This window comes from Flavobacterium sp. GNP001 (assembly GCF_054343775.1).
Genome location: NZ_JBTGUX010000001.1, coordinates 2,419,569 through 2,441,124 on the forward strand (window position 1 = coordinate 2,419,569; position 21,556 = coordinate 2,441,124).

Below are 21,556 nucleotides of genomic sequence, written 5' to 3' on the forward strand. Positions count from 1 at the left end.
TACATATAATAAACATCAAGAACAATTTATTGTTTTATTTTAAAGTTTTATTAACGGTTGTAAAAAACACCGATAATACCCAAAATGAATTTACTTTGCTTTCTTTTGATAGTACAAACCGGCCAAAAACAAAAGCAAAAAAAGAGGCTGAATTATAAATCTTCTGATGTAGAAAAGATACCAATTTTGATTTGGTAAATCATTCAATAGCACAACATAGAACGCAACAATTAACACCACAAAAAAGCACAAATACAAAAGTGATGCAAACTTAATAAGAGCTTTGTCCCGATATAAAACAAAAATGATTGCCAGCGAAAAAAGAGTATTCAAAGAATACCTAAAAAATAAGCCAAAGAATAATTTACCTTTATTTAAAACAGGAAGTGCTGATTCTTCAAAATCGTTTTTAAAAAAATCTAAAAGTGGATCATAAAACATTTGATTCTCAAAAGCACGTACCGCAATTAAAAGTACAACAAGAACAATCAAAAAGAAAAAACGCGATTTATTTTGAAGTAGTTTACGCAGCATAACTTGAATATTTACGAACCCAAATTAACCATAATATAAATACCACACCATAAATAGACAATGGAAAAATGACTCCATGCAGAAAAGGCTCATGCTCTGGATAATAAAAAATTAAAGCGCTCAAGGCTGCAATGCGAAGTACGTTTAAGATATAAATTAAAACACAACCACACAAAACATACCCAATTGTAATAGCCCAGCGACCAGAAAAGGAAATTACAAATGAGGCAAACAAAATAAGAACACTCACTGCATTACAACCTTCGACAATCCTAGCAACGTAGTGATTTTGATACATGAGTTTCATGTAAGCATGTTTTGGACTTTCAGTCACGAAAGAATTAATAGTAAAACAATCCAGAACCCAAGCCGTATGATTGCTGACCATTTTGGTAATCCCATCCACTTTATTCGATTCAAATCCAGATAAATAGTATTGATACAAAGCTGTCAAAACAATATAACTCAGAAAAAAAGAACCCAAAAAAAGCAAAAATGGTTTGTATTCGTAATAATATTTTTTCAACTTGATTTTTTTTAACAAATTTATACAAAATATAAAACCGTCTTTAAATACTTTTGTAAAATAAAATCAATAAAACATGACCTTTCAAGAATTACAACCTAAAGTTACCGAAATTACCCAAAATACAATTCAAAGTAGAGACGAAAAACTTTTGTCTATCTGTCAATTGTTAAACGAATCTATCTCGTATTACAATTGGGTAGGATTTTATTTTGCCAATCACGAGGCAAAAACGCTTCATTTAGGACCTTACGTAGGTGCCGAAACAGATCACACTGTAATCCCTTTCGGAAAAGGAATTTGCGGACAAGTTGCCGAGTCAAATGCAAATTTTGTGGTGCCCGATGTAAGCGCTCAAGACAATTATATTGCTTGTAGCTTTACCGTAAAATCAGAAATTGTTGTACCCCTTTTTGTAAATGGACAAAATATTGGCCAAATTGATATTGATAGCCACGTAATAGATCCTTTCACTGAGGAAGATGAACGATTTTTAGAGTTTGTAAATCAAGAGATTGCAACATTATTTTAGCATGAAAAATAAGAAGCAAGCCTATAATTACTCAAAACTTATTTTTTGGTGTTTAATTCTACTACCTATATTTGGTTTTAGTCAAGAATCAGTCGGTAAAAAAATATATCTTGACTCACTTGGTGTAGAAACAAACTACGATAATCACTTGTACTATCGTGTGATTGAATCTTTCGATACGACCACGAATATGTATAGTTTTAAAGAGTATTATAAATCCGGAGCTATAGCAATGTCAGGTCAAGCACTCACTGCTAATATTGAAAGCAAATCTGGAGAGTTTATTAATTATTACGAAAACGGGAATAAGAAAAGCATTACCAACTACTTAAAAGGTAGATTAGTTGGAAATGAAGAACTTTGGTACGAAAACGGTACAAAGGAATCTGAATCAGAATATTTTGAATCAGAAGATGGTTTTTCGACGTTACAAAAACTTAAAAACTACTGGCTGGAAAACGGCAAGCAAACCGTTGTAAATGGCAATGGTACTTCTGAAAAAACTTTTAAGTTCGGGACTGAAAAAGGAATGTATAAAAATGGACTGAAAGAAGGTTCTTGGACAGGAACCTTTATCACTATTTATGGCTATACTGAAGAATATAGAGACGGCGAGTTAATTTCAGGAGTGAGCACAGATCAAGACAATAATGAATATTCCTATACCCAATTAGAAGTTAAACCAGAACCATTAACTGGTATGAAAGATTTCTACCAACATATCGGGAAAAACTTCCAAATCCCTAGAGCTTACGACAGAGTAAAAGGAAAAATATACATCTCGTTTGTTGTAGAGAAAAATGGTGACTTGGGCGAAGTGAAAATCCTCAAATCATTGAACGATGTTTTAGACCAAGAAGGAATTAGAGTCGTTAAGAGTTACGGAAAATGGAAACCAGGTATGCAAAGAGGGCAGAATGTTAGAGTACTGTACTCCCTGCCTATTGCACTACAAAGCTCTAGATAATTTACAAAAACCTCAAAATAAATACCGATTAATGTTTCCTTATTCATAATTATTTTTTACTTTTGCACCCGTCTACCAATAGATGGCAGACATACATAAGAATCATTAAATAATATTGGAATGTATTTAACTAAAGAGATTAAAGAAGAAATCTTCGCACAACACGGAGAAAAAACGAATACTGGAAAAGCTGAAGCGCAAATCGCTTTGTTTACTTACAGAATTAGTCACTTAACTGAGCACTTGAAAAAAAATCGTCATGATTATAACACTGAGCGTTCATTAGTATTACTAGTAGGTAAAAGAAGATCGTTGTTAGATTACTTGAAAAAGAAAGAAATCAACAGATACCGTGAAATTATCAAAGTATTGAATATCAGAAAATAATCAATAGGAAAGAGGTGCGAAAGTGCCTCTTTTTTTATTTTATATAATATTGTCTTAAATCATTATAGAAGTCCTGACACAAAAGGGATTAGAGCTAAGACAAAATCGCAACATCAATTCATTTGGATTGATTATTAAAAAAAGTTTGGTTTTTCATTGGGTTTTAGGCATTAACTACGCACAACAACAACTACAACACAACTAGAACCCATGTTTAACTAAAAAATTAAATTTATGATTCCACAATTATTTGTAGAAAGTATCGATTTAGGTGATGGCAGAAGCATCACAATCGAGACAGGTCGTTTAGCCAAACAAGCTGATGGATCTGTGGTAGTAAGAATTGGAAAAACTGTTATTCTAGGTACAGTTGTTTCCGCAAGAAAAGCAAGTCCAGGTATTGATTTTTTACCATTAACGGTAGATTATCGCGAAAAATTTGCTGCAGCAGGTCGTTTTCCTGGTGGTTTCTTCAAAAGAGAAGCACGCCCTAGTGATAGCGAAGTATTAACAATGAGATTGGTAGACCGTGTATTGCGTCCGCTTTTCCCAGATGATTACCATGCTGAAGTTCAAGTTATGATTCAATTGATGTCTCATGATGAGGATGTAATGCCAGATGCATTAGCAGGATTAGCAGCTTCGGCAGCACTTGCATTGTCTGATATTCCATTTGAAACTTTAATTTCTGAAGCTAGAGTTGGTCGTATTGATGGTAAATTCATCATCAATCCTTCTCGTGCTCAATTAGCATTATCAGACATTGACATGATGATTGGAGCTTCAACCGATTCTATCGCCATGGTAGAAGGTGAAATGAAAGAGATTTCAGAAGCAGAAATGCTAGAAGCAATTAAATTTGCTCACGAGCACATTAAAGTACAAATTGCTGCACAAGAAAGATTAGCTGCCGCTTTTGGAAAAAAACAAGTACGTGAATACGAAAATGAAAAATCAGACGAAGCTATTTACGCAAAAGTAAAAGAAGCAGCTTACGACAAAATATATGCTATTGCTAGTAAAGGTTCTTCTAAACAAGAACGTACTGCTGCTTTTGCAGAAGTAAAAGAAGAAGTAAAAGCTTTGTTTACTGAAGAAGAATTGGCTGAAAATGGAGATTTAGTTTCTAAGTACTTCTACAAAACCAACAAAGAAGCTGTTCGTAACGTAACCCTAGATTTAGGAACTCGTTTAGACGGAAGAAAAACTACAGAAATCAGACCAATCTGGTGTGAGGTAGATTATTTACCATCAGTACACGGATCTGCGTTGTTTACACGTGGAGAAACTCAAGCTTTGGCTACAGCTACTTTAGGAACTTCTAGAGAAGCCAACCAAATTGACTCTCCATCTGAACAAGGTGAAGAAAAATTCTATTTGCACTACAACTTCCCTCCTTTCTCAACTGGTGAAGCTCGTCCTTTAAGAGGAACTTCAAGAAGAGAAGTTGGTCACGGTAACTTGGCACAACGTGCCTTGAAAAACATGATTCCTGCTGATTGTCCTTATACAATTCGTGTAGTTTCTGAAGTATTAGAATCGAATGGTTCGTCTTCTATGGCTACCGTTTGTGCTGGTACATTATCATTAATGGATGCTGGTATCCAAATGATTCGTCCAGTATCTGGAATTGCAATGGGATTAATTACTGACGGAGAGCGTTTTGCAGTTTTATCTGATATCTTAGGTGATGAAGACCATTTAGGAGACATGGACTTTAAAGTAACTGGGACTTCTGAAGGAATTACCGCTTGCCAAATGGACATCAAGATTGACGGTTTGAAATACGAGATTATGGAAGCTGCATTGGCTCAAGCTCGTGACGGTCGTTTGCATATTCTTGGAAAATTAATTGAAACTCTTGCTGCTCCAAAAGAAGATGTGAAACCATACGCTCCAAAAATTATCACCAGAACTATTCCTGGTAATTTTATTGGTGCTTTGATTGGACCTGGTGGAAAAGTGATTCAAGAATTACAAAAAGCTACAGGAACTACTATCGTAATCAACGAGGTAGACGAGCAAGGTGTTATTGAAATTTTAGGTACTGATCCTGCTGGAATTGAAGCAGTATTAGCTAAAATTCAATCAATCACTTTCAAGCCACAAATGGGTGAAGCTTACGAAGTGAAAGTAATCAAAATGCTTGATTTTGGTGCGGTTGTAGAATATACAGCAGCTCCAGGAAACGAAGTATTGTTACACGTATCTGAACTAGCTTGGGAAAGAACTGAAAACGTTACTGATGTTGTAAACATGGGCGATGTATTTCAAGTGAAATACCTAGGACTTGATCCAAAAACTAGAAAAGAAAAAGTGTCTCGTAAAGCACTTATCGCTAGACCTCCACGCGAGGAGAAAAAAGAGTAATCAGATCTTAGTTTACTAAAGGTTTATTTATAGAAAATCCCGTTCGCATTCACGAACGGGATTTTTGTTTTCTAAAAATACAAAACATCATAAAAAAACGACTCCGCATTAGGGATAGTAGTGGAAATCCTTTTTATTCGCCGCGGCGAATAAAAAGATTGTAACGAATAGCCTGGACCGCAGGGAATGCCCTCCTTCGGCTTCGCTCAGGATTAAACTAAATTAAATTATTTTAAAAATATTGTAACTTTTTTGCAACTCCTTACGTATAACTATTTGTACACTTTAAAATTGAGGAGACAACACCATGAGACAACTTAAAATTACAAAGCAGGTAACGAATCGTGAAACTGCATCATTAGACAAATATTTACAAGAAATTGGAAAAGTTGATCTTATCACGGCTGATGAAGAGGTAGAGTTAGCACAAAAGATTAAAGCTGGTGACCAGCGCGCCTTAGAAAAATTAACAAAAGCCAACTTACGTTTCGTAGTATCGGTGGCAAAACAATATCAAAACCAAGGTTTAACTCTTCCCGATTTAATTAACGAAGGGAACCTTGGACTTATAAAAGCAGCACAACGTTTTGATGAAACTCGTGGTTTCAAATTCATTTCGTATGCCGTATGGTGGATTCGTCAATCGATTTTGCAAGCTTTGGCTGAGCAGTCTCGTATCGTACGTTTGCCTTTGAACAAAATTGGTTCTATCAACAAAATCAACAAGATGTACGCGTTATTAGAGCAATCTAACGAGCGTCCGCCATCTGCTGAGGAAATTGCGAAAGAACTTGACATGACTGTAAATGATGTAAAAGAGTCTATGAAAAACTCTGGTCGTCACTTATCCATGGATGCTCCACTTGTAGAAGGTGAAGATTCTAACCTTTACGATGTATTGCGTTCTGGCGAATCTCCAAACCCAGATAGAGAGTTAATTCACGAGTCATTGCGTACCGAAATTGAGCGTTCTCTTGAAACTCTTACACCTCGTGAGGCTGATGTAGTTCGTTTGTACTTTGGTCTTGGCGACCAACACCCAATGACTTTAGAAGAAATTGGAGAAACTTTCGATCTAACTCGTGAGCGTGTGCGTCAAATCAAGGAAAAAGCAATCCGCAGATTAAAACATACTTCTAGAAGTAAAATTTTAAAAACCTATTTAGGATAACTATATTTGTTTCAAGTTTAAAGTTTCAAGTTGCTCAAAACATCTTGAAACCTTAAACTTGAAACTTTTTTAAAGCAAACAACAGTCTGATTAACTGTTCGTTTTTTGATTGATGATTGAAACCTCGGCTGATTACCGAGGTTTTATTTTTTTCAATAAAAACCACCAATCACGATTTACTGAGAACAATTCACTTCTCACTATGCACTTTTCACTTCTCACTTTAAAGGCGTACCCCTCCGTAAAAACTTCGGGTCGGGCTATTCGCTATATCTTTTGTTTCGCTAACGCTGCACAAAAGGATGTCGCTATTATCCCTTACGCTACCTTCGTTACAAAAAGACGCTATTTCTTCTTAATGAAAAAGTACTTCAATTGGTCTAAAAAAACTATTTTTGCACAAACAACAACTACACAATGAAAAACACACTTATTGCTCCATCAGTATTAGCGGCTGATTTTGGAAACCTACAGCGAGACATTGAAATGATCAACAACAGTGAAGCCGATTGGTTTCATATAGACATCATGGACGGCGTTTTTGTACCAAACATTTCATACGGAATGCCAGTTTTACAAGCTATTGCAAAACACGCTACTAAAACAATTGATGTACATTTAATGATTGTAGATCCCGATCGTTATATTAAAACTTTTGCTGAATTAGGAGCTAATATCCTTAGCGTGCATTATGAAGCGTGCACACATTTGCATAGAACACTACAAGCCATTAAAGCCGAAGGAATGAAAGCGGGAGTTGCAATAAATCCACATACTTCAATTGACTTGCTAGAAGATGTAATTAATGATATTGATTTGGTTTGCATCATGAGTGTCAATCCTGGTTTTGGAGGACAATCTTTCATCGAAAACACTTACGCAAAAGTAGAAAAGCTAAAAGCTTTAATAAACCGCAAAGGAGCGCAAACTATTATTGAAATAGACGGCGGTGTAACCAACAAAAACGCCCGTCAGCTAGCAGAAGCTGGAGCCGATGTTTTAGTTGCTGGAAGCTACGTATTTGGAGCTACAGACCCAATTGCCACGATTGCCGACCTAAAAAAGATCACTACACTATAAAAAGACAAAAATCCCAATCAAATAGATTGGGATTTTTTATTTCTAGAAGAATTATTCTCAAAAATTTTCAGGGATTCCTATTGCATAAGTTATTCAAACAATAGAAAAGCAACAATCAGAGTCACAATCACGTTGAACAACTGCGCCAATAAAAAAGCGAACAATGGTTTTTTACTACTATTTGCAAAAAGCTCTTTAAAATTGGTTTCAAGACCAATACTAGTAAAGGCTAACGCGAACCAAAGACCTTGAATATTTTTTAAACTTTCTTTCACGGTTTCTCTCGTTTCAGATGGAACTAAAAAAGAAAAAAACAAAGAGGCAGCAATAAAACCTAAAACAAACTTCGGAAAACGTTCCCAAATAACTCCTAAAGTAGGTTTGGCAGCCTGAACATCGGCCACTTTGTTTTGCGTATACGTCCAATATACCGAAATTGCAAAAGCCGCAATTCCTAATAAAACATTTTGAGAAAACTTAACGATAGTACTTATTTTTAAAGCCGTCTCGCCTACTAACGAACCCGATGCAACTACTGCTCCCGAAGTATCAATACTACCGCCTAACCAAGCGCCTGTAACTGTTTCTGGAAAATTGAAATACTTTGCAATCATGGGCATAAAAATCATCATTGGGATTGCAGTAACCAACACCATCGAAATTACGTAAGATAACTTTTTTGAATCTCCTTTAATAGCTCCCGAGGTAGCAATTGCTGCTGATACACCACAGATGGAAACGGCACTGGAAATCATCATGGTCAGTTCATCGTCAACTTTAAGTTTTTTACACAACCAAAAGGCGAAGTACCAAACTGACAAAACCACAACCAATGCTTGTATAAGTCCCAACGAACCTGCCTTAAGAATATCTGAAAAAATAACACTCGTTCCTAAAAGCACCAAACCAATTTTGACAAAAACCTCAGTTGAAAGCGCTGTGCGAAACCATTCAGGTAGTCTAACCAAATTACCGATACACAACCCTATTGCTAAACTAAAAATAACCGCTTCTAAATTATAATTTTTCACCCAACTGTTTCCGGCACAAATAAGAGCCAAAAGGGTGAGAGCATACAATACTGGAAAAATTAGAGCAAAATTCCGCACCGACTTACCAATCAACAAAGCTGCAAGACTGCCTAATGCTCCAAAATAGAAAAATTGAACAAGGATAAGCAGCACATTTTCTTTTGAGAAAACCGTATCCATCAAATCAGAACCCGTAGACCATTTAAAAACAGGAACATCAGGCAAAAATACAAACAGCGATATAGCAATAATTAAAAATCCAATGAGTACCACAGTCCAATCTTCGTGAAGACTAAAATTCTTTTCTTTGCTTTGCATTAGAATTAGTTTGTGTTATAAAATTAATATTGTGGAGCGATAAAGTAGGCTTATCAAATATAGCAAACTTTAAAAATTTACTTTCCCCACTTGTCACTACTATACAAATCTTGGTAAATAATTATAAAAAATAGCATTACAATTGGGAAATAACAAAAAGACGCCCCTCAATTCGCTTGGCGGCAGAGAACAAAATTACCTGCTTTTGTAATTTAGCATCCTAACAACATGTTGGTATAATTCGGGATGATTTGCTTTAAAAACCAAAGGAGATTCAAAGAAATGCTCTAAAACCACGGCCATAAATTCAAACTCATTTTCATAGGCATAAGCTCTAAAGTATCCTTTTCGAAGCAATTCATTTTGACGATTAGGGTCTAAAAAATAACTTAGTGATTGGTTGAAAGAATCGTGATACACGATTGCACTTGCATCTTTACTTTTTACACCATGCACGTGTAAGGCATGCGCAAACTCGTGCAAACCCAAATTAATATTGTCATTTTTCGTTTGTAAACCAGACATGAAATCTTCCCACGAGAAAACTATGGCCTTCGCTTTTATATTTAGCTCGCCTTTGTGAAAGACACCATTACCATCTGAATCATAAGCAGAAGGATAAATTAGAATCACTTCAAAAACAGCTATTAAATACTTACGCAAACCAAAACTCAACATGACGTAAGTAGCAGCAATTAAAACCTTCATTTCATCGGTAACTTCAATTTGTCTACCTACAAATTGATAACGCTCAATAAAACACACTATTCTATGTTCAAAATAGGATTTATATCGTGTAGAAAGTGAGGTGTAAAAGGGGAAATTATCTAGAAGCAATTCTCTTTGATTCGGCAACAATTTGCGTTTTACCGGATAAAAATGAACATAAAGCGGTCTATTAAAAAGAAATAAAAAAATGGGCTCTACAATTACAAAGATCACATAGAGCAAGAGAGATATAGCAACAAACCCAGAAATTATCAATGCAATTGTCATACGAAAAGATGGATTTATTAAAAAAGCTTCAACCTCGCTCCCGCTATGGGAAATCAGTTGAAGCTTTAAAGTTAAATGTGGCCGCGACAGGGTTCGAACCTGCAACCCTCAGAGTCGAAATCTGATATTCTATCCAGTTGAACTACACAGCCAAAAAAATCTCAACCAAAACTTTTTGTTCAATTGAGTACTTAAAAGCTATTCGTTTGCAAGATAGCAACCGAAGTTCACAAACAAACTACTTATCAACTTAAACATAAACACATAAAACAAACTAAAAAGCTTTGTTTTTTTTTGAGAGGCGCAAGTAACGATTTTAGATTTACAAAATAAAATCGTTATGCATAAATTTCTGACTAGGTCAATAATTTTTTTACTATTGTTGAAATGGTTTTACCCTCAGCGGTTCCACCAAGTTGTGCAGAAGCCAATCCCATTACTTTTCCCATTGCAGCAATGCCAGAAGCTCCTGTTTCAGCAATAATTTTAGCAATTACAGATTCTACTTCCTCTTCACTCAACTGAGCTGGCAAGAATTTTTCGATTACAGCGATTTGCGCCAATTCTGGCTCAGCCAAATCCAAACGATTTTGCTCCGTAAAAATTCGTGCACTTTCTTTACGTGTTTTTACCAAACGTTGTAATAACTTCACCTCTTCATCTTCGGTAATTTCTTCTTTAGATCCAGAAGCGGTTTGCGCTAAAAGAATCTCACTTTTTATGGCTCTTAAAGCTTCTAAAGCAACTGTATCTTTGGCTCTCATAGCGGTTTTCATTTCGTCCATGATTTGTACTGATAAACTCATATATTGGGTTTTAAATTTTATTTTACTATTGCAGTTGAAACAACTTATGAATGATGCATTGTTGCCCCAGATGAAAGTGAAAAGCCTTTTGAGAAGAAAACACATTTTTTTCTTGGACTTAAAAAGCGACCAAAGGAAGCTCTTTTAAGGCGGTAGAAAAAAGTGTTTTGTGCCAAAAGCTTGTAACGACAGCTGGAGATAGGCTCGACAAATTTACAGCATTTTAACCGTAATAGCAACTGCTCGTAGTGTCATAGCATCAAAAAAAATAACCCGAAAATAAGTTCTATTTTCGGGTTATTTATATTTAGTATTATTGCGTATTAATCAACGTTATCGTGCAAATACGAGTTGTTTGATCTGAATTGTAAATCGTTGTTACTGTCAGTACTCAATGAAATTCTTGAATTAGCACTGTTCACTTGATTAGTTGAAATATCGATTCCAGAACGCTTGTAGGCTGGTCCTTTATCAAAATCGTCACGATTCGCTACGTTGTTATTGAACTTGTAGTTGAATTCTTTTAATTTTTGACGACGCTCATCTGCTTTCATACGCATTGATTCCTCAATAGTCATTTCCATTGGTGAAATTGCTGCGAAATCTACTGGCTCCTCATTTACTGTGCGCTCAACTTGCTTTAGTGTAATATTTAATTCAGCTGGAATTACAGGTTCAACTACCTTCGCAACTGGCTTTGGCATGAACTCTGCTTCTGGCTCCATAAACTCCTCTAAAGAATATTTGATAATGCCGTTATCTGAAAGTTCTGTTACAGGTACGAACTGAACTGCATCATTTACTTTGATTTCTTTTGTTTCGTTGGTTAGTTCCCAAACCACTTTATTTTCTTGCACTGGAGCTGCTGCTTCAGTCTTAAAAAGTGGCAAGTCAAAAGAAAATGCGGTTTGTTCTTGTTTTTCTGGGGCTTTTGGCTGAACTGCTTTTACCTCTGGAATAGCATTAGTCACCACAAAATCGATATCAGTGATTGGAGAAACTATCTCGAAAGTAACATCCAAATTTTTGATAAAGTCAGACATTCCAATTAACTCCTCAGCATTTACCTCTGGAGCTGCAACTACGGGAGCAGGAACGACAACTTCATCTTCCATAAGATCAAAGACAATTCTTTCGTTTGAATTTGAAGATACTGGAGTTTCAATATTGATATCAAAAGTATTTACTGACGTATTACTTAAATTATGAACACTTCTTTGCTCATCCTCTAAGGTGTGAATAATTTTTTTGGGCTCTGTGTTTACGATATCATTCTGTTGTTCGATATCAAAACCTGTAGCAATAATTGTAACTGCAATAGAATCGCCAAGAGCTTCATCCTCACCAACACCCATAATAATATTGGCGTTGTGACCTGCTTCAATTTGAATGTGGTCATTGATCTCGCCAATTTCATCTATAGTAATTTCATTAGTTCCAGAAACGATAAGCAACAATACGTTTTTGGCACCAGTAATTTTATTATCATTCAATAAAGGAGAATCTAAAGCCGCAATAATAGCCTCTTTTGCTCTGTTTTCACCAGAAGAAACAGCCGATCCCATGATAGCCGTTCCGCTGTTATACAACACGGTTTTAGCATCACGTAAATCGATATTTTGCGTGTAGTGGTGCGTAATTACCTCTGCAATACCTCTTGAGGCTGTAGCTAAAACTTCATCCGCTTTTGAAAATCCTGCCTTGAAACCAAGATTACCATAAACTTCTCTTAACTTATTGTTGTTGATTACAATTAAAGAGTCAACCTGCTTACGCAATTTTTCGATACCAATTAACGCTTGTTCCTGACGTACTTTACCTTCAAATAAGAAAGGCAAAGTCACAATACCCACAGTAAGAATATCTCTTTCTTTAGCTAATTGTGCAATTACAGGAGCAGCACCAGTACCTGTACCTCCACCCATACCAGCGGTGATAAAAACCATTTTGGTATTTACATCTAACATTTTCTCTATCTCAGAGATACTTTCGATGGCTGATTGTTGTCCTACATCTGGATTTGCGCCTGCTCCCAAACCTTCAGTTAAGTGTACACCTAATTGAATTTTGTTTGGAACAGCACTATTATGCAACGCTTGAGAATCTGTATTACAAACGATAAAATCTACCCCTTTGATTCCTTGTCTAAACATGTGGTTTATAGCGTTACTACCGCCGCCACCGACCCCTATAACTTTTATTACATTTGATTGATTTTTAGGCAAATCAAATGAAATACTTCCAAATTCTGTGTTGCTTGGCATAATTTTGGGTTTTTGATATTTATTATTAATTCTTATTCTTTGCTAACTTTTATTCTACGTTATCTAAAAATTCTTTGATTTTTTCTACATAACAATCAAAGAAGTTTTTTTGTATTCCTTTTACTGTCGAAGGTGCCTTCACTGCTTCTGGCTCTACCTGCACTTCTTCTTCTGGTTCATAAACAACAGTTGGTGTTTCTTGAACTCTTTTTACAACTTCTTTTGGTTGTTCTATTTGACCTTTTCGAACAGCGCTTTGAGAATTATTCTCGATACTCTTAATTACCAAACCTACTGCTGTCGCGTACAATGGACTAGAAATTTCTTCATCTGAATTACCTGCCAAATGCTCATTAGGATAACCAATACGCGTATCCATACCGGTAATGTACTCCACCAATTGTTTGATGTGCTTGAGTTGTGCACCACCTCCGGTTAATACAATACCTGCAATTAATTTTTTGCGAGGATCTTCGTGTCCGTATGCTTTAACTTCCGTAAAAACTTGATCAATGATTTCTACAACTCGGGCGTGAATAATTTTAGACAAATTTTTCAAAGAAATCTCTTTTGGCTCTCTACCTCTTAAACCAGGAATTGAAACAATTTCGTTGTCTTTGTTTTCACCTGGCCAAGCAGAACCAAATTTTACTTTAAGCAATTCAGCTTGTTTTTCTATGATTGAACAACCTTCCTTGATGTCATCTGTTATTACATTTCCACCGAAAGGAATAACAGCTGTGTGACGAATGATTCCGTCTTTAAAAATAGCCAAATCAGTAGTTCCGCCACCAATATCAATCAAGGCAACACCTGCTTCTTTTTCTTCTTGACTCAAAACTGCATCTGCCGAAGCCAATGGTTCTAAAGTAAGTCCTGACAAATCGATACCCGAACTCTGAATGCAACGTCCTACGTTTCTGATAGAAGCGGCTTGCCCTACCACAACGTGAAAACTAGCCTCAAGGCGTCCGCCGTACATCCCGATAGGTTCTTTTATTTCAGATTGCCCATCAATTTTAAATTCTTGTGGTAAAACATGAATGATTTCCTCTCCCGGCAACATAGCAAGCTTGTTTACTTGGTCAATTAAAAACTGTATGTCGTTTCCGCCAATAACTTCCTCTGGATTATTTCTACTGATATAATCTGTATGCTGTATACTACGAATGTGTTGCCCGGCAATACCTACAACAACATCTTTAATTTTAAAACCTGAATCTATCTCCGCCTCCTGAATTGCTTGCTGAATAGATTGAATAGTTTGGGTAATATTATTTACTACACCTCGTGCCACACCAAGACTTTTGGATTTACCTAATCCTAAAATTTCGAGTTTCCCGTACTCATTCTTTTTACCTATCATGGCAACAATTTTAGTTGTCCCAATATCTAGACCTACTGCAATGTTCTCTTTTTCCATTCTCTATTATTTAGTGCAAACTACTTGATCCGTAAATCGGAGGTCAATTTTCTTATATTTATACAACGAACTATCTAAAACTGCTTTTTGAAAAAAAGCTTTATAGTTTTTAAATTTCACTGCCGCATTTTTTAAATTACCAAAATCGATGCGGTAATCAAAATTCCTATTGTACATTTTTAGGCTACTGTTCGGCATTATCTCGACTCCAATTATATTTTTTTTCAAAAAATCATCTTCGTAAATCAAGCGAAACAAACTCACCAATTCTTCATTATTTACTGACCCAATTACTCCAGAAACAAGCGGAACTCTTGCAGTAAAATTGGTTGACAAAGGCATTGTACCACCTTCGTAATCAATATAAAAAGACCGTTCATTGGCAAAAACTCTTGCTATTGGGGTCTTTTGCTTTACTACTGCTTTAAGCACGCCATCAATAGTCACAAAAACATCTGATTCTTTAATCATTTTTTGTGAATTGATAGTTTGCTCCAACTCCCTCAAATCTAAAGTAAGTTTTTCAATACTTTTTACATCACTATTTTTTTCTATTAACAATTTATTAACCGATTCTTGTTTAACATATGGGCCTAATTGCTCAACAAAAATAACTTCTGTAGCTCTTAATTTTCTTTTTTCGTTTCGTTTTGAAGTGAACGAAAAAAGAAAAATAACCAGTCCAAACATCAGGACTAATCGGGTATTTGTCCAATTAAAGCGTTTCATTGATAGCCATTTTTATTTGCGGAACCAGCTCTCCAATATCACCTGCGCCAATGGTCACAATCACCGTTGCATCGCTAGCTAAAATAGCAGGAATAATGTCCGATTTTATTACTAACTTTTTGTGCTCAATAGACACCATTTCTAACAACCAACTTGAGGTAATTCCTTCAATTGGTAGCTCTCTTGCTGGATAAATATCAAGCAACAAGATTTCATCAAAAGCTGAGAGACTTTTTGCAAAATCAACTGCAAAATCTCGCGTTCTACTAAAAAGATGTGGTTGAAACACTGCAAGTACTTTTTGCCCTGGATACAATTCTCTAACGGCTTGATGTACGGCATTAATCTCAGTAGGATGGTGAGCATAGTCGTCTATATAAACCTTTTCATCACCCTTAATTTGGTACGAAAATCTTCTTTTGATTCCTTGAAAAGAAGCAATGCCTTTTACAATGGCCTCGGTTGGGGTGCCGAATAAATTAGCCATTGCAATCGCCATTAATGCATTCATTAAATTGTGTTTTCCTGGCAATCCAAAATGAAGATCTTTAATGATTTCAGTAGGTGTCTGTACATCAAAAACATAACTTCCGTTGCCAATTCGCACATTGTACGCACGATAAGGTGCATCAGTATTAATTGAGCAAACGACCCCATCAATTGGTAACTCATTTGTTATGAATAACTTATTTTTATCTTCTACTTTAGAGGCAAATTCGATAAACGACGCTTCAATTGCATCGCTCGTGCCATAGATATCCAAATGATCTGCATCCATAGAGGTAATACATGCAATATTTGGATGCAAATGTAAAAACGAGCGATCAAATTCGTCGGCCTCTACAACAGTGACCGTTTTTCCGTTTCCGATTAAGTTTGAATTGTAATTTTCTACAATGCCGCCAATAAAAGCGGTAACATCTGCGCCACTTTGATGTAAGATGTGACCTAAAATACCAGAAGTAGTTGTTTTACCATGTGTACCCGCAACGGCAAAGCAAAAAGTATCTTTAGTTATAATTCCGAGTACCTCGGCTCTTTTTTTAATCACAAAATTGTTTTGCAGAAAGAAATTCCATTGTGAGTGCGAAACTGGAACAGCCGGAGTCACTACTACCAATGTGCTTTCAACAGAAAAATGAGATGGAATAAGAGTTACGTTATCTTCAAAATGAATAGCAATACCTGACGCTATCAACTCATTAGTTAATACCGATGGCGTTTTATCATAGCCCGCAACTTGTTTACCAAGCGTTTTAAAATAGCGCGCCAGATTACTCATACCAATACCACCAATACCGATAAAATAAACGTTATGTATTTGCTCTAGATTCATTTTTTATTCTGTTTTAAATTTTATTCTAACGAAGTTTCACTGTTTTATACTGAACTTAATTTCCTTAATCCCGAATCAGTTTTACAATTTCGTCAACAATATCTTTAGTCGCATTGGGCTTAGCCAAAGCTTTCATATTTGTACTTAAACTTTTTTGCAACTTTTCATCGTGCAATATATCGTTGAAAAGTGATTGAAATTTTACCTCTAAATCGCTTTCTTTTAATAAAAGTGCTCCCTTTTGATCCACAATTGCTTGTGCGTTTTTAGTTTGATGATCTTCGGCTACATTTGGTGATGGAATGAAAATAGTTGGCTTGGCTACCAAACACAATTCAGACACAGAAGAAGCACCAGCACGTGAAATCACGAAATCAGCAGCTGCATAAATTAAGTCCATTCTATCTATGAATGCTACTACTTGAACGCCAGGTTTACTATTCAAGTGCTCGTATTCTGATTTATAAAAATTCCCACATTGCCAAAAAACTTGCACACCCGAAGCAATCAAAAAATCTAGCTCTTTTTCGATCAATTGGTTAATTCTTCTTGACCCAAGGCTTCCGCCTAATACCAAAAGCGTTTTTTTGGAAGCATCTAACTTAAAATATTCAATTCCTTGATTTCTTTTTGATTCAATATCTAATAGATCTTGACGAACAGGATTTCCTGTTACAATAATTTTATCTTTTGGAAAAAAACGCTCCAAATTGCTATAAGCCACACATATTTTGCGTGCTTTTTTACTCAATATTTTGTTTGTAATTCCGGGATAGGAATTTTGCTCTTGAATTACAGTAGGAATTCCTGCCGAACCTGCCATTTGCAATAGCGGACCACTCGCAAAACCACCTGTACCGATAACAACATCTGGTTGGAATTTTTTAATTATAGCTTTTGAACGCCATAAACTTGACATTACTTTTAGTGGAAATACCGCATTATCAAATGTGAGCTTTCGTTGTAAACCAGCAATCCACAAACCCTCGATAGCATATCCTGCTTGAGGTACTTTTTGCATTTCCATTTTATCTTGTGCGCCTACAAATAGAAAAGAGGCGTCAGGATAATGCAACTTTAATTCATTTGCTATAGCGATTGCCGGATAGATATGTCCACCGGTTCCGCCTCCACTCAATATGAATTTATAGTTTTTCATTTTTGTATGCTTAAATATCTATTGTACTTTATTTGTTGTAAACTGCCTTCAAAGGATTAGAACCTTTTTCTTCAATTGAATAAGAAGGCTCTGCATTGTTTTCAGCCTCGATAGTCTCATCAATTAAACGTTGTAAAACTTCGTCACGCTTGGCTGCTTCTTTCTGTTCTTCGGCAATTTCTTCTTCTTTTTTCGTCACACTTAAAATAATCCCAAGTGCAATACATGTCATCCAAATAGAAGTTCCTCCACTACTAATTAACGGCAAAGTTTGTCCTGTAACTGGTAATAACTCAACCGCAACAGCCATATTGATCATTGCTTGAAATATCATCGGAAATCCTAAACCAATAACCACTAATTTCCCAAACATTGTAGGCGCTTTATGAGATGCTACTACGAAACGAATAAGCAAAAACATGTAAATAATCAAAACTCCAATTCCTCCCACAAGTCCATATTCCTCAACGATTATGGCGAAGATAAAATCGGAAGAAGATTGTGGTAGAAAGTTTTTTTGTACACTTTTACCAGGACCCAAACCGTAAATTTTACCAGACGCTATAGCAATTTTTGCTTTTTCTATTTGGTAATCATCTTCATCTGGTTTGTCGCTTGTAAAACTTTCTATTCGGCTAATCCAAGTATCTACACGATTAGGAAAAGCATTGGGAAAGGCTTTAGCAACTAAAATAAAAAATACTAAAGCTACAATACCTGATCCAACTATAAATCCGATATACTTTAAAGGATATTTACCAATAAAAACTAACATAATTACCATTGAAAAAATCAAGGCAGTTGTTGAAAAATTCGATGGCAAAATAAACATTAGAGTAATAAAAACAGGCAACCACAATTCCTTAAATGATTGTGCAAAGGTTATCGGAGTTTCTCTAGTTTTAGATAGGTATCTTGCAACATAAATGAACAAAATCAAGGCAGCAAATGCCGAAGGTTGAAAGGACAAACCGATAAACGGAATTTGCAACCATCTACTTGCGTTTGCGCCACCAATGACGGTTCCTTTTACCATTGTAATCAACAAAATCACCCATACAAGCGGCAATAGCAATCTGGATAAGGAACGAAAATATTGGTATGGAATTTTGTGTACATAAAAAATAATAGCAAAACCACAGCAAATGTGAACCAAATGTTTCAGTAAATATCCCAAGGTATTTCCCGTACCGTGACCCAAATAAGCTAAATTACTACTCGCACTAAAAACAGGCATAAACGAAAACAAAGCCAATAAGGCCACAAACGACCATATTACTTTATCTCCTTTTAATTTGTTTACTAGATTTTTTATCATTGCTTGTAGTTTTGAACTTTTGGGATATTATTTATTATAAACTTTTAACCGCTTGCTTGAATTGTCTTCCTCTGTCTTCGTAGTTTTCGAACAAATCAAAACTAGCACATGCAGGCGATAACAATACCGTGTCACCTTTCTCCGTTAAACGCTGAGACATACGAACTGCATCGTTCATATTTGTTACCTCAATCATCATATCAACTACATTGCCAAAGGCATCAATGATCTTTTTATTATCCACTCCAAGACAAATAATAGCCTTTACTTTTTCACGAACCAAAGACATTAACTCATTGTAATCGTTTCCTTTATCTACACCACCCACAATCCAAACTGTTGGTGTATTCATGCTGTCTAATGCAAAAAAAGTTGCGTTTACATTGGTCGCTTTTGAATCGTTGATATACTGTACGTTTTGAATTTTAAGTACTTTTTCAAGACGATGCTCTACTCCTTGAAAATCCGAAAGACTCTCTCTAATAGTAGCCTTTCTTATTTGCATTAATCGAGCTACAGAAGTTGCTGCCATTGCGTTTTTCATGTTATGTTTTCCTTCTAATGCAATGTGCTCTGTGTCCATTGTAAATTCGTCTTTAGTAATCTTTACTTCCATTTTGTTATCTTTTATAAAGGCTCCTTCGCTGAAAGTTTGTGTCAATGAGAAAGGAATTAATTTTGCTTTTGTTGTATTGTTTTTTAACCAATTTGTTATCGCCTCATCGTCGGCATCGTAAATCAAATAATCTTCTTCGGTTTGATTCATTGTAATCCTGAACTTGGCTGCTATGTAATTATCATAATTGTATTCATAGCGATCCAAATGATCCGGACTTATATTTGTAATTATGGCAATATGCGGTTTGAATTTTTCTATTCCGTCAAGCTGAAAACTGCTTAATTCAAGTACGTACGAATCGTACTTGTTATCGGCCACTTGCCAAGCAAAACTTTTACCGATGTTACCTCCTAACCCAACATTCAAACCTGCCGATTTTAGCAAGTGATGCGTAAGCATGGTGGTAGTCGTTTTACCGTTACTACCTGTAATACCCACAATTGTTGCTTTTGTAAAAGGAGCTGCAAATTCAATCTCTGATATTACCGGAATTCCTTTTTCTAAAAGCTGTTGCACCATCGGAGATCGATCAGGAATACCGGGACTTTTCATCACCACATCGGCGTTTAAAATTAAATCTGCCGTATGTTTTTCTTCTTCCCAAGCAATGCCATTAATTAAAAGAACTTCTTTGTAATTGTTTTTGATTTTTCCAAAGTCGGATACAAAAACATCGTATCCCTTACTTTTTCCAAGGATCGCAGTACCTACACCGCTCTCGCCTCCTCCTAAAACTACTAGCCTCATACTATCTTAATTTTAATGTAACGATAGACAAAATGGCTAACATGATGGCTACAATCCAAAAACGAGTTACAATTTTGCTTTCGTGGTAACCTTTCTTTTGATAGTGATGATGTAAAGGCGACATCAGAAAAATTCTTCGGCCTTCGCCAAAACGTTTTCTAGTATATTTAAAGTAGCTCACTTGCAGCACTACAGAAAAATTTTCGACTAGAAAAATTCCGCATAATAAAGGAATCAACATTTCCTTACGCACTGCAATTGCTAGTACAGCGATAATTCCCCCTATGGTTAAGCTTCCTGTATCGCCCATAAAAACCGATGCAGGATAAGAATTGTACCATAAAAATCCAATTAACGACCCAACAAATGCGGCTATAAATACAGTCATTTCACCCGAATTGGGGATGTACATAATATTGAGGTAGTTCGAGAAGATTATATTTCCAGAAACAAAAGTAAAAATACCGAGTGCTAGGACACTAATTGCCGATGTCCCTGCGGCCAAACCATCAATACCATCTGTTAAATTGGCTCCATTTGAAACCGCTGTAATAATAAAAATAACAACTGGAATAAAAACCAACCAAGCCCATTTTTCATAACCATCACCCGTCCAAGCTAAAACCTCAGCATAATCGAATTCGTTGTTTTTGAAAAACGGAATTGTAGTAGCTGTAGACTTTTCTTCGATAGGAGCTGGAGTTATTACTGTGCTATTTGGCGCTTTAAAAATATCCGATGTTGAAGTATCTGTACGAACGGTAACTCCCGCATGAAAGTACAAAACTGTACCTACTATCAATCCTAATCCTACTTGACCAATTACTTTAAAAATTCCTTTTAGACCTTGTTTGTCTTTTTTAAAGATTTTGATATAATCGTCAATAAAACCAATAGTTCCCATCCACAGAGTGGTAACAATCAACAAAACGATGTAAATATTATGCAGTTTAGCAAACAAAAGAACGGGTAGTAATGTGGCAAAAATAATGATCAATCCACCCATGGTTGGTGTACCTGCTTTTTCATTTTGACCTGCTAAACCCAGCTCGCGAACTGTTTCACCTACTTGCTGTCTTTGTAAAAAACGAATAATTCTTTTACCATAAATGGTAGACAATAATAACGAAAGCATTAAAGCCAAGGCAGAACGGAAAGTAATGTACTGAAAAACTCCTGTGCCCGGCACATCCATTACTTTGTCTAAATATTCGAATAAGTAGTATAGCATAATTCGTTGTTT

Annotated in this window: 19 protein-coding genes and 1 tRNA gene; 6 read left to right on the forward strand and 14 right to left on the reverse strand. The window is 35.8% G+C overall.

All coding sequences use genetic code 11. From position 1 onward, the window contains the following. Positions 1-90: 90 nt before the first annotated feature. Entirely contained in the window at positions 91-534 is a 444-nt protein-coding gene (locus ACXX8U_RS10340; protein ID WP_458565777.1) for an exosortase F system-associated membrane protein, read from the reverse strand. Beyond that, positions 524-1,060, reverse strand: a complete 537-nt coding sequence (xrtF, locus tag ACXX8U_RS10345) for an exosortase family protein XrtF (RefSeq protein ID WP_458565778.1) — start codon at positions 1,058-1,060, stop codon at positions 524-526. The genes ACXX8U_RS10340 and xrtF overlap by 11 nt, the downstream gene beginning before the upstream one ends. A 76-nt stretch (positions 1,061-1,136) precedes the next feature. On the opposite strand from xrtF, the gene ACXX8U_RS10350 reads away from it, so the two are divergent. The 6 genes from ACXX8U_RS10350 (at position 1,137) to rpe (ending at position 7,567) form a co-directional block, all read left to right on the forward strand. Next, the gene (locus ACXX8U_RS10350; RefSeq protein ID WP_458565779.1) at positions 1,137-1,592 is read left to right on the forward strand and encodes an XrtF-associated fRMsr-like GAF protein; all 456 of its coding nucleotides are present in this window, start codon (positions 1,137-1,139) and stop codon (positions 1,590-1,592) included. Between the two features lies 1 nt (position 1,593). Beyond that, the gene (locus ACXX8U_RS10355; protein ID WP_458565780.1) at positions 1,594-2,559 is read left to right on the forward strand and encodes an energy transducer TonB; all 966 of its coding nucleotides are present in this window, start codon (positions 1,594-1,596) and stop codon (positions 2,557-2,559) included. Between the two features lie 120 nt (positions 2,560-2,679). Then, positions 2,680-2,946, forward strand: a complete 267-nt coding sequence (rpsO, locus tag ACXX8U_RS10360) for a 30S ribosomal protein S15 (protein WP_086453034.1) — start codon at positions 2,680-2,682, stop codon at positions 2,944-2,946. 234 nt (positions 2,947-3,180) lie between these two features. Further along, complete coding sequence (locus ACXX8U_RS10365) at positions 3,181-5,316, forward strand: polyribonucleotide nucleotidyltransferase (RefSeq protein ID WP_236362802.1); 2,136 nt, start codon at positions 3,181-3,183, stop codon at positions 5,314-5,316. 307 nt (positions 5,317-5,623) lie between these two features. After that, a complete protein-coding gene (locus ACXX8U_RS10370) occupies positions 5,624-6,487 on the forward strand; it encodes a sigma-70 family RNA polymerase sigma factor (RefSeq protein ID WP_026707723.1) in 864 nt (287 codons plus the stop codon). A 417-nt stretch (positions 6,488-6,904) separates the two neighbouring features. Then, on the forward strand, positions 6,905-7,567 hold the full coding sequence (gene rpe, locus ACXX8U_RS10375) for a ribulose-phosphate 3-epimerase (protein WP_458565781.1): 663 nt from the start codon (positions 6,905-6,907) through the stop codon (positions 7,565-7,567). An 89-nt stretch (positions 7,568-7,656) separates the two neighbouring features. On the opposite strand, the gene ACXX8U_RS10380 is transcribed toward rpe, so the two are convergent. From ACXX8U_RS10380 to mraY, 12 genes are all read right to left on the reverse strand, one after another. Then, the gene (locus ACXX8U_RS10380; protein ID WP_458565782.1) at positions 7,657-8,916 is read right to left on the reverse strand and encodes a YeiH family protein; all 1,260 of its coding nucleotides are present in this window, start codon (positions 8,914-8,916) and stop codon (positions 7,657-7,659) included. 195 nt (positions 8,917-9,111) lie between these two features. Further along, positions 9,112-9,771 (reverse strand): zinc-dependent peptidase, encoded by a 660-nt coding sequence (locus tag ACXX8U_RS10385; RefSeq protein ID WP_458565783.1) that lies wholly within the window; start codon positions 9,769-9,771, stop codon positions 9,112-9,114. A 219-nt stretch (positions 9,772-9,990) separates the two neighbouring features. Then, a tRNA-Arg gene (locus ACXX8U_RS10390) sits at positions 9,991-10,064 on the reverse strand. Positions 10,065-10,268: 204 nt separating this feature from the next. Then, entirely contained in the window at positions 10,269-10,718 is a 450-nt protein-coding gene (locus tag ACXX8U_RS10395; RefSeq protein ID WP_458565784.1) for a GatB/YqeY domain-containing protein, read from the reverse strand. Between the two features lie 323 nt (positions 10,719-11,041). Then, positions 11,042-12,982, reverse strand: a complete 1,941-nt coding sequence (ftsZ, locus tag ACXX8U_RS10400) for a cell division protein FtsZ (RefSeq protein ID WP_458565785.1) — start codon at positions 12,980-12,982, stop codon at positions 11,042-11,044. 49 nt (positions 12,983-13,031) lie between these two features. Continuing rightward, complete coding sequence (gene ftsA / locus ACXX8U_RS10405) at positions 13,032-14,405, reverse strand: cell division protein FtsA (RefSeq protein WP_458565786.1); 1,374 nt, start codon at positions 14,403-14,405, stop codon at positions 13,032-13,034. A 6-nt stretch (positions 14,406-14,411) separates the two neighbouring features. Then, the gene (locus tag ACXX8U_RS10410; protein WP_458565787.1) at positions 14,412-15,134 is read right to left on the reverse strand and encodes a cell division protein FtsQ/DivIB; all 723 of its coding nucleotides are present in this window, start codon (positions 15,132-15,134) and stop codon (positions 14,412-14,414) included. Next, positions 15,121-16,470 carry a UDP-N-acetylmuramate--L-alanine ligase gene (gene murC / locus ACXX8U_RS10415; RefSeq protein ID WP_458565788.1) on the reverse strand — a complete coding sequence of 450 codons (1,350 nt, stop codon included), beginning with the start codon at positions 16,468-16,470 and terminating at the stop codon, positions 15,121-15,123. The genes ACXX8U_RS10410 and murC overlap by 14 nt, the downstream gene beginning before the upstream one ends. Positions 16,471-16,534: 64 nt before the next feature. Then, complete coding sequence (gene murG, locus ACXX8U_RS10420; protein ID WP_458565789.1) at positions 16,535-17,629, reverse strand: undecaprenyldiphospho-muramoylpentapeptide beta-N-acetylglucosaminyltransferase; 1,095 nt, start codon at positions 17,627-17,629, stop codon at positions 16,535-16,537. Between the two features lie 28 nt (positions 17,630-17,657). After that, positions 17,658-18,944 (reverse strand): FtsW/RodA/SpoVE family cell cycle protein, encoded by a 1,287-nt coding sequence (locus ACXX8U_RS10425; protein WP_458566404.1) that lies wholly within the window; start codon positions 18,942-18,944, stop codon positions 17,658-17,660. Positions 18,945-18,981: 37 nt separating this feature from the next. Beyond that, positions 18,982-20,313 carry a UDP-N-acetylmuramoyl-L-alanine--D-glutamate ligase gene (murD, locus tag ACXX8U_RS10430; RefSeq protein WP_166133329.1) on the reverse strand — a complete coding sequence of 444 codons (1,332 nt, stop codon included), beginning with the start codon at positions 20,311-20,313 and terminating at the stop codon, positions 18,982-18,984. A gap of 1 nt (position 20,314) precedes the next feature. Beyond that, complete coding sequence (gene mraY, locus ACXX8U_RS10435; protein ID WP_458565790.1) at positions 20,315-21,544, reverse strand: phospho-N-acetylmuramoyl-pentapeptide-transferase; 1,230 nt, start codon at positions 21,542-21,544, stop codon at positions 20,315-20,317. Positions 21,545-21,556: the final 12 nt, after the last annotated feature.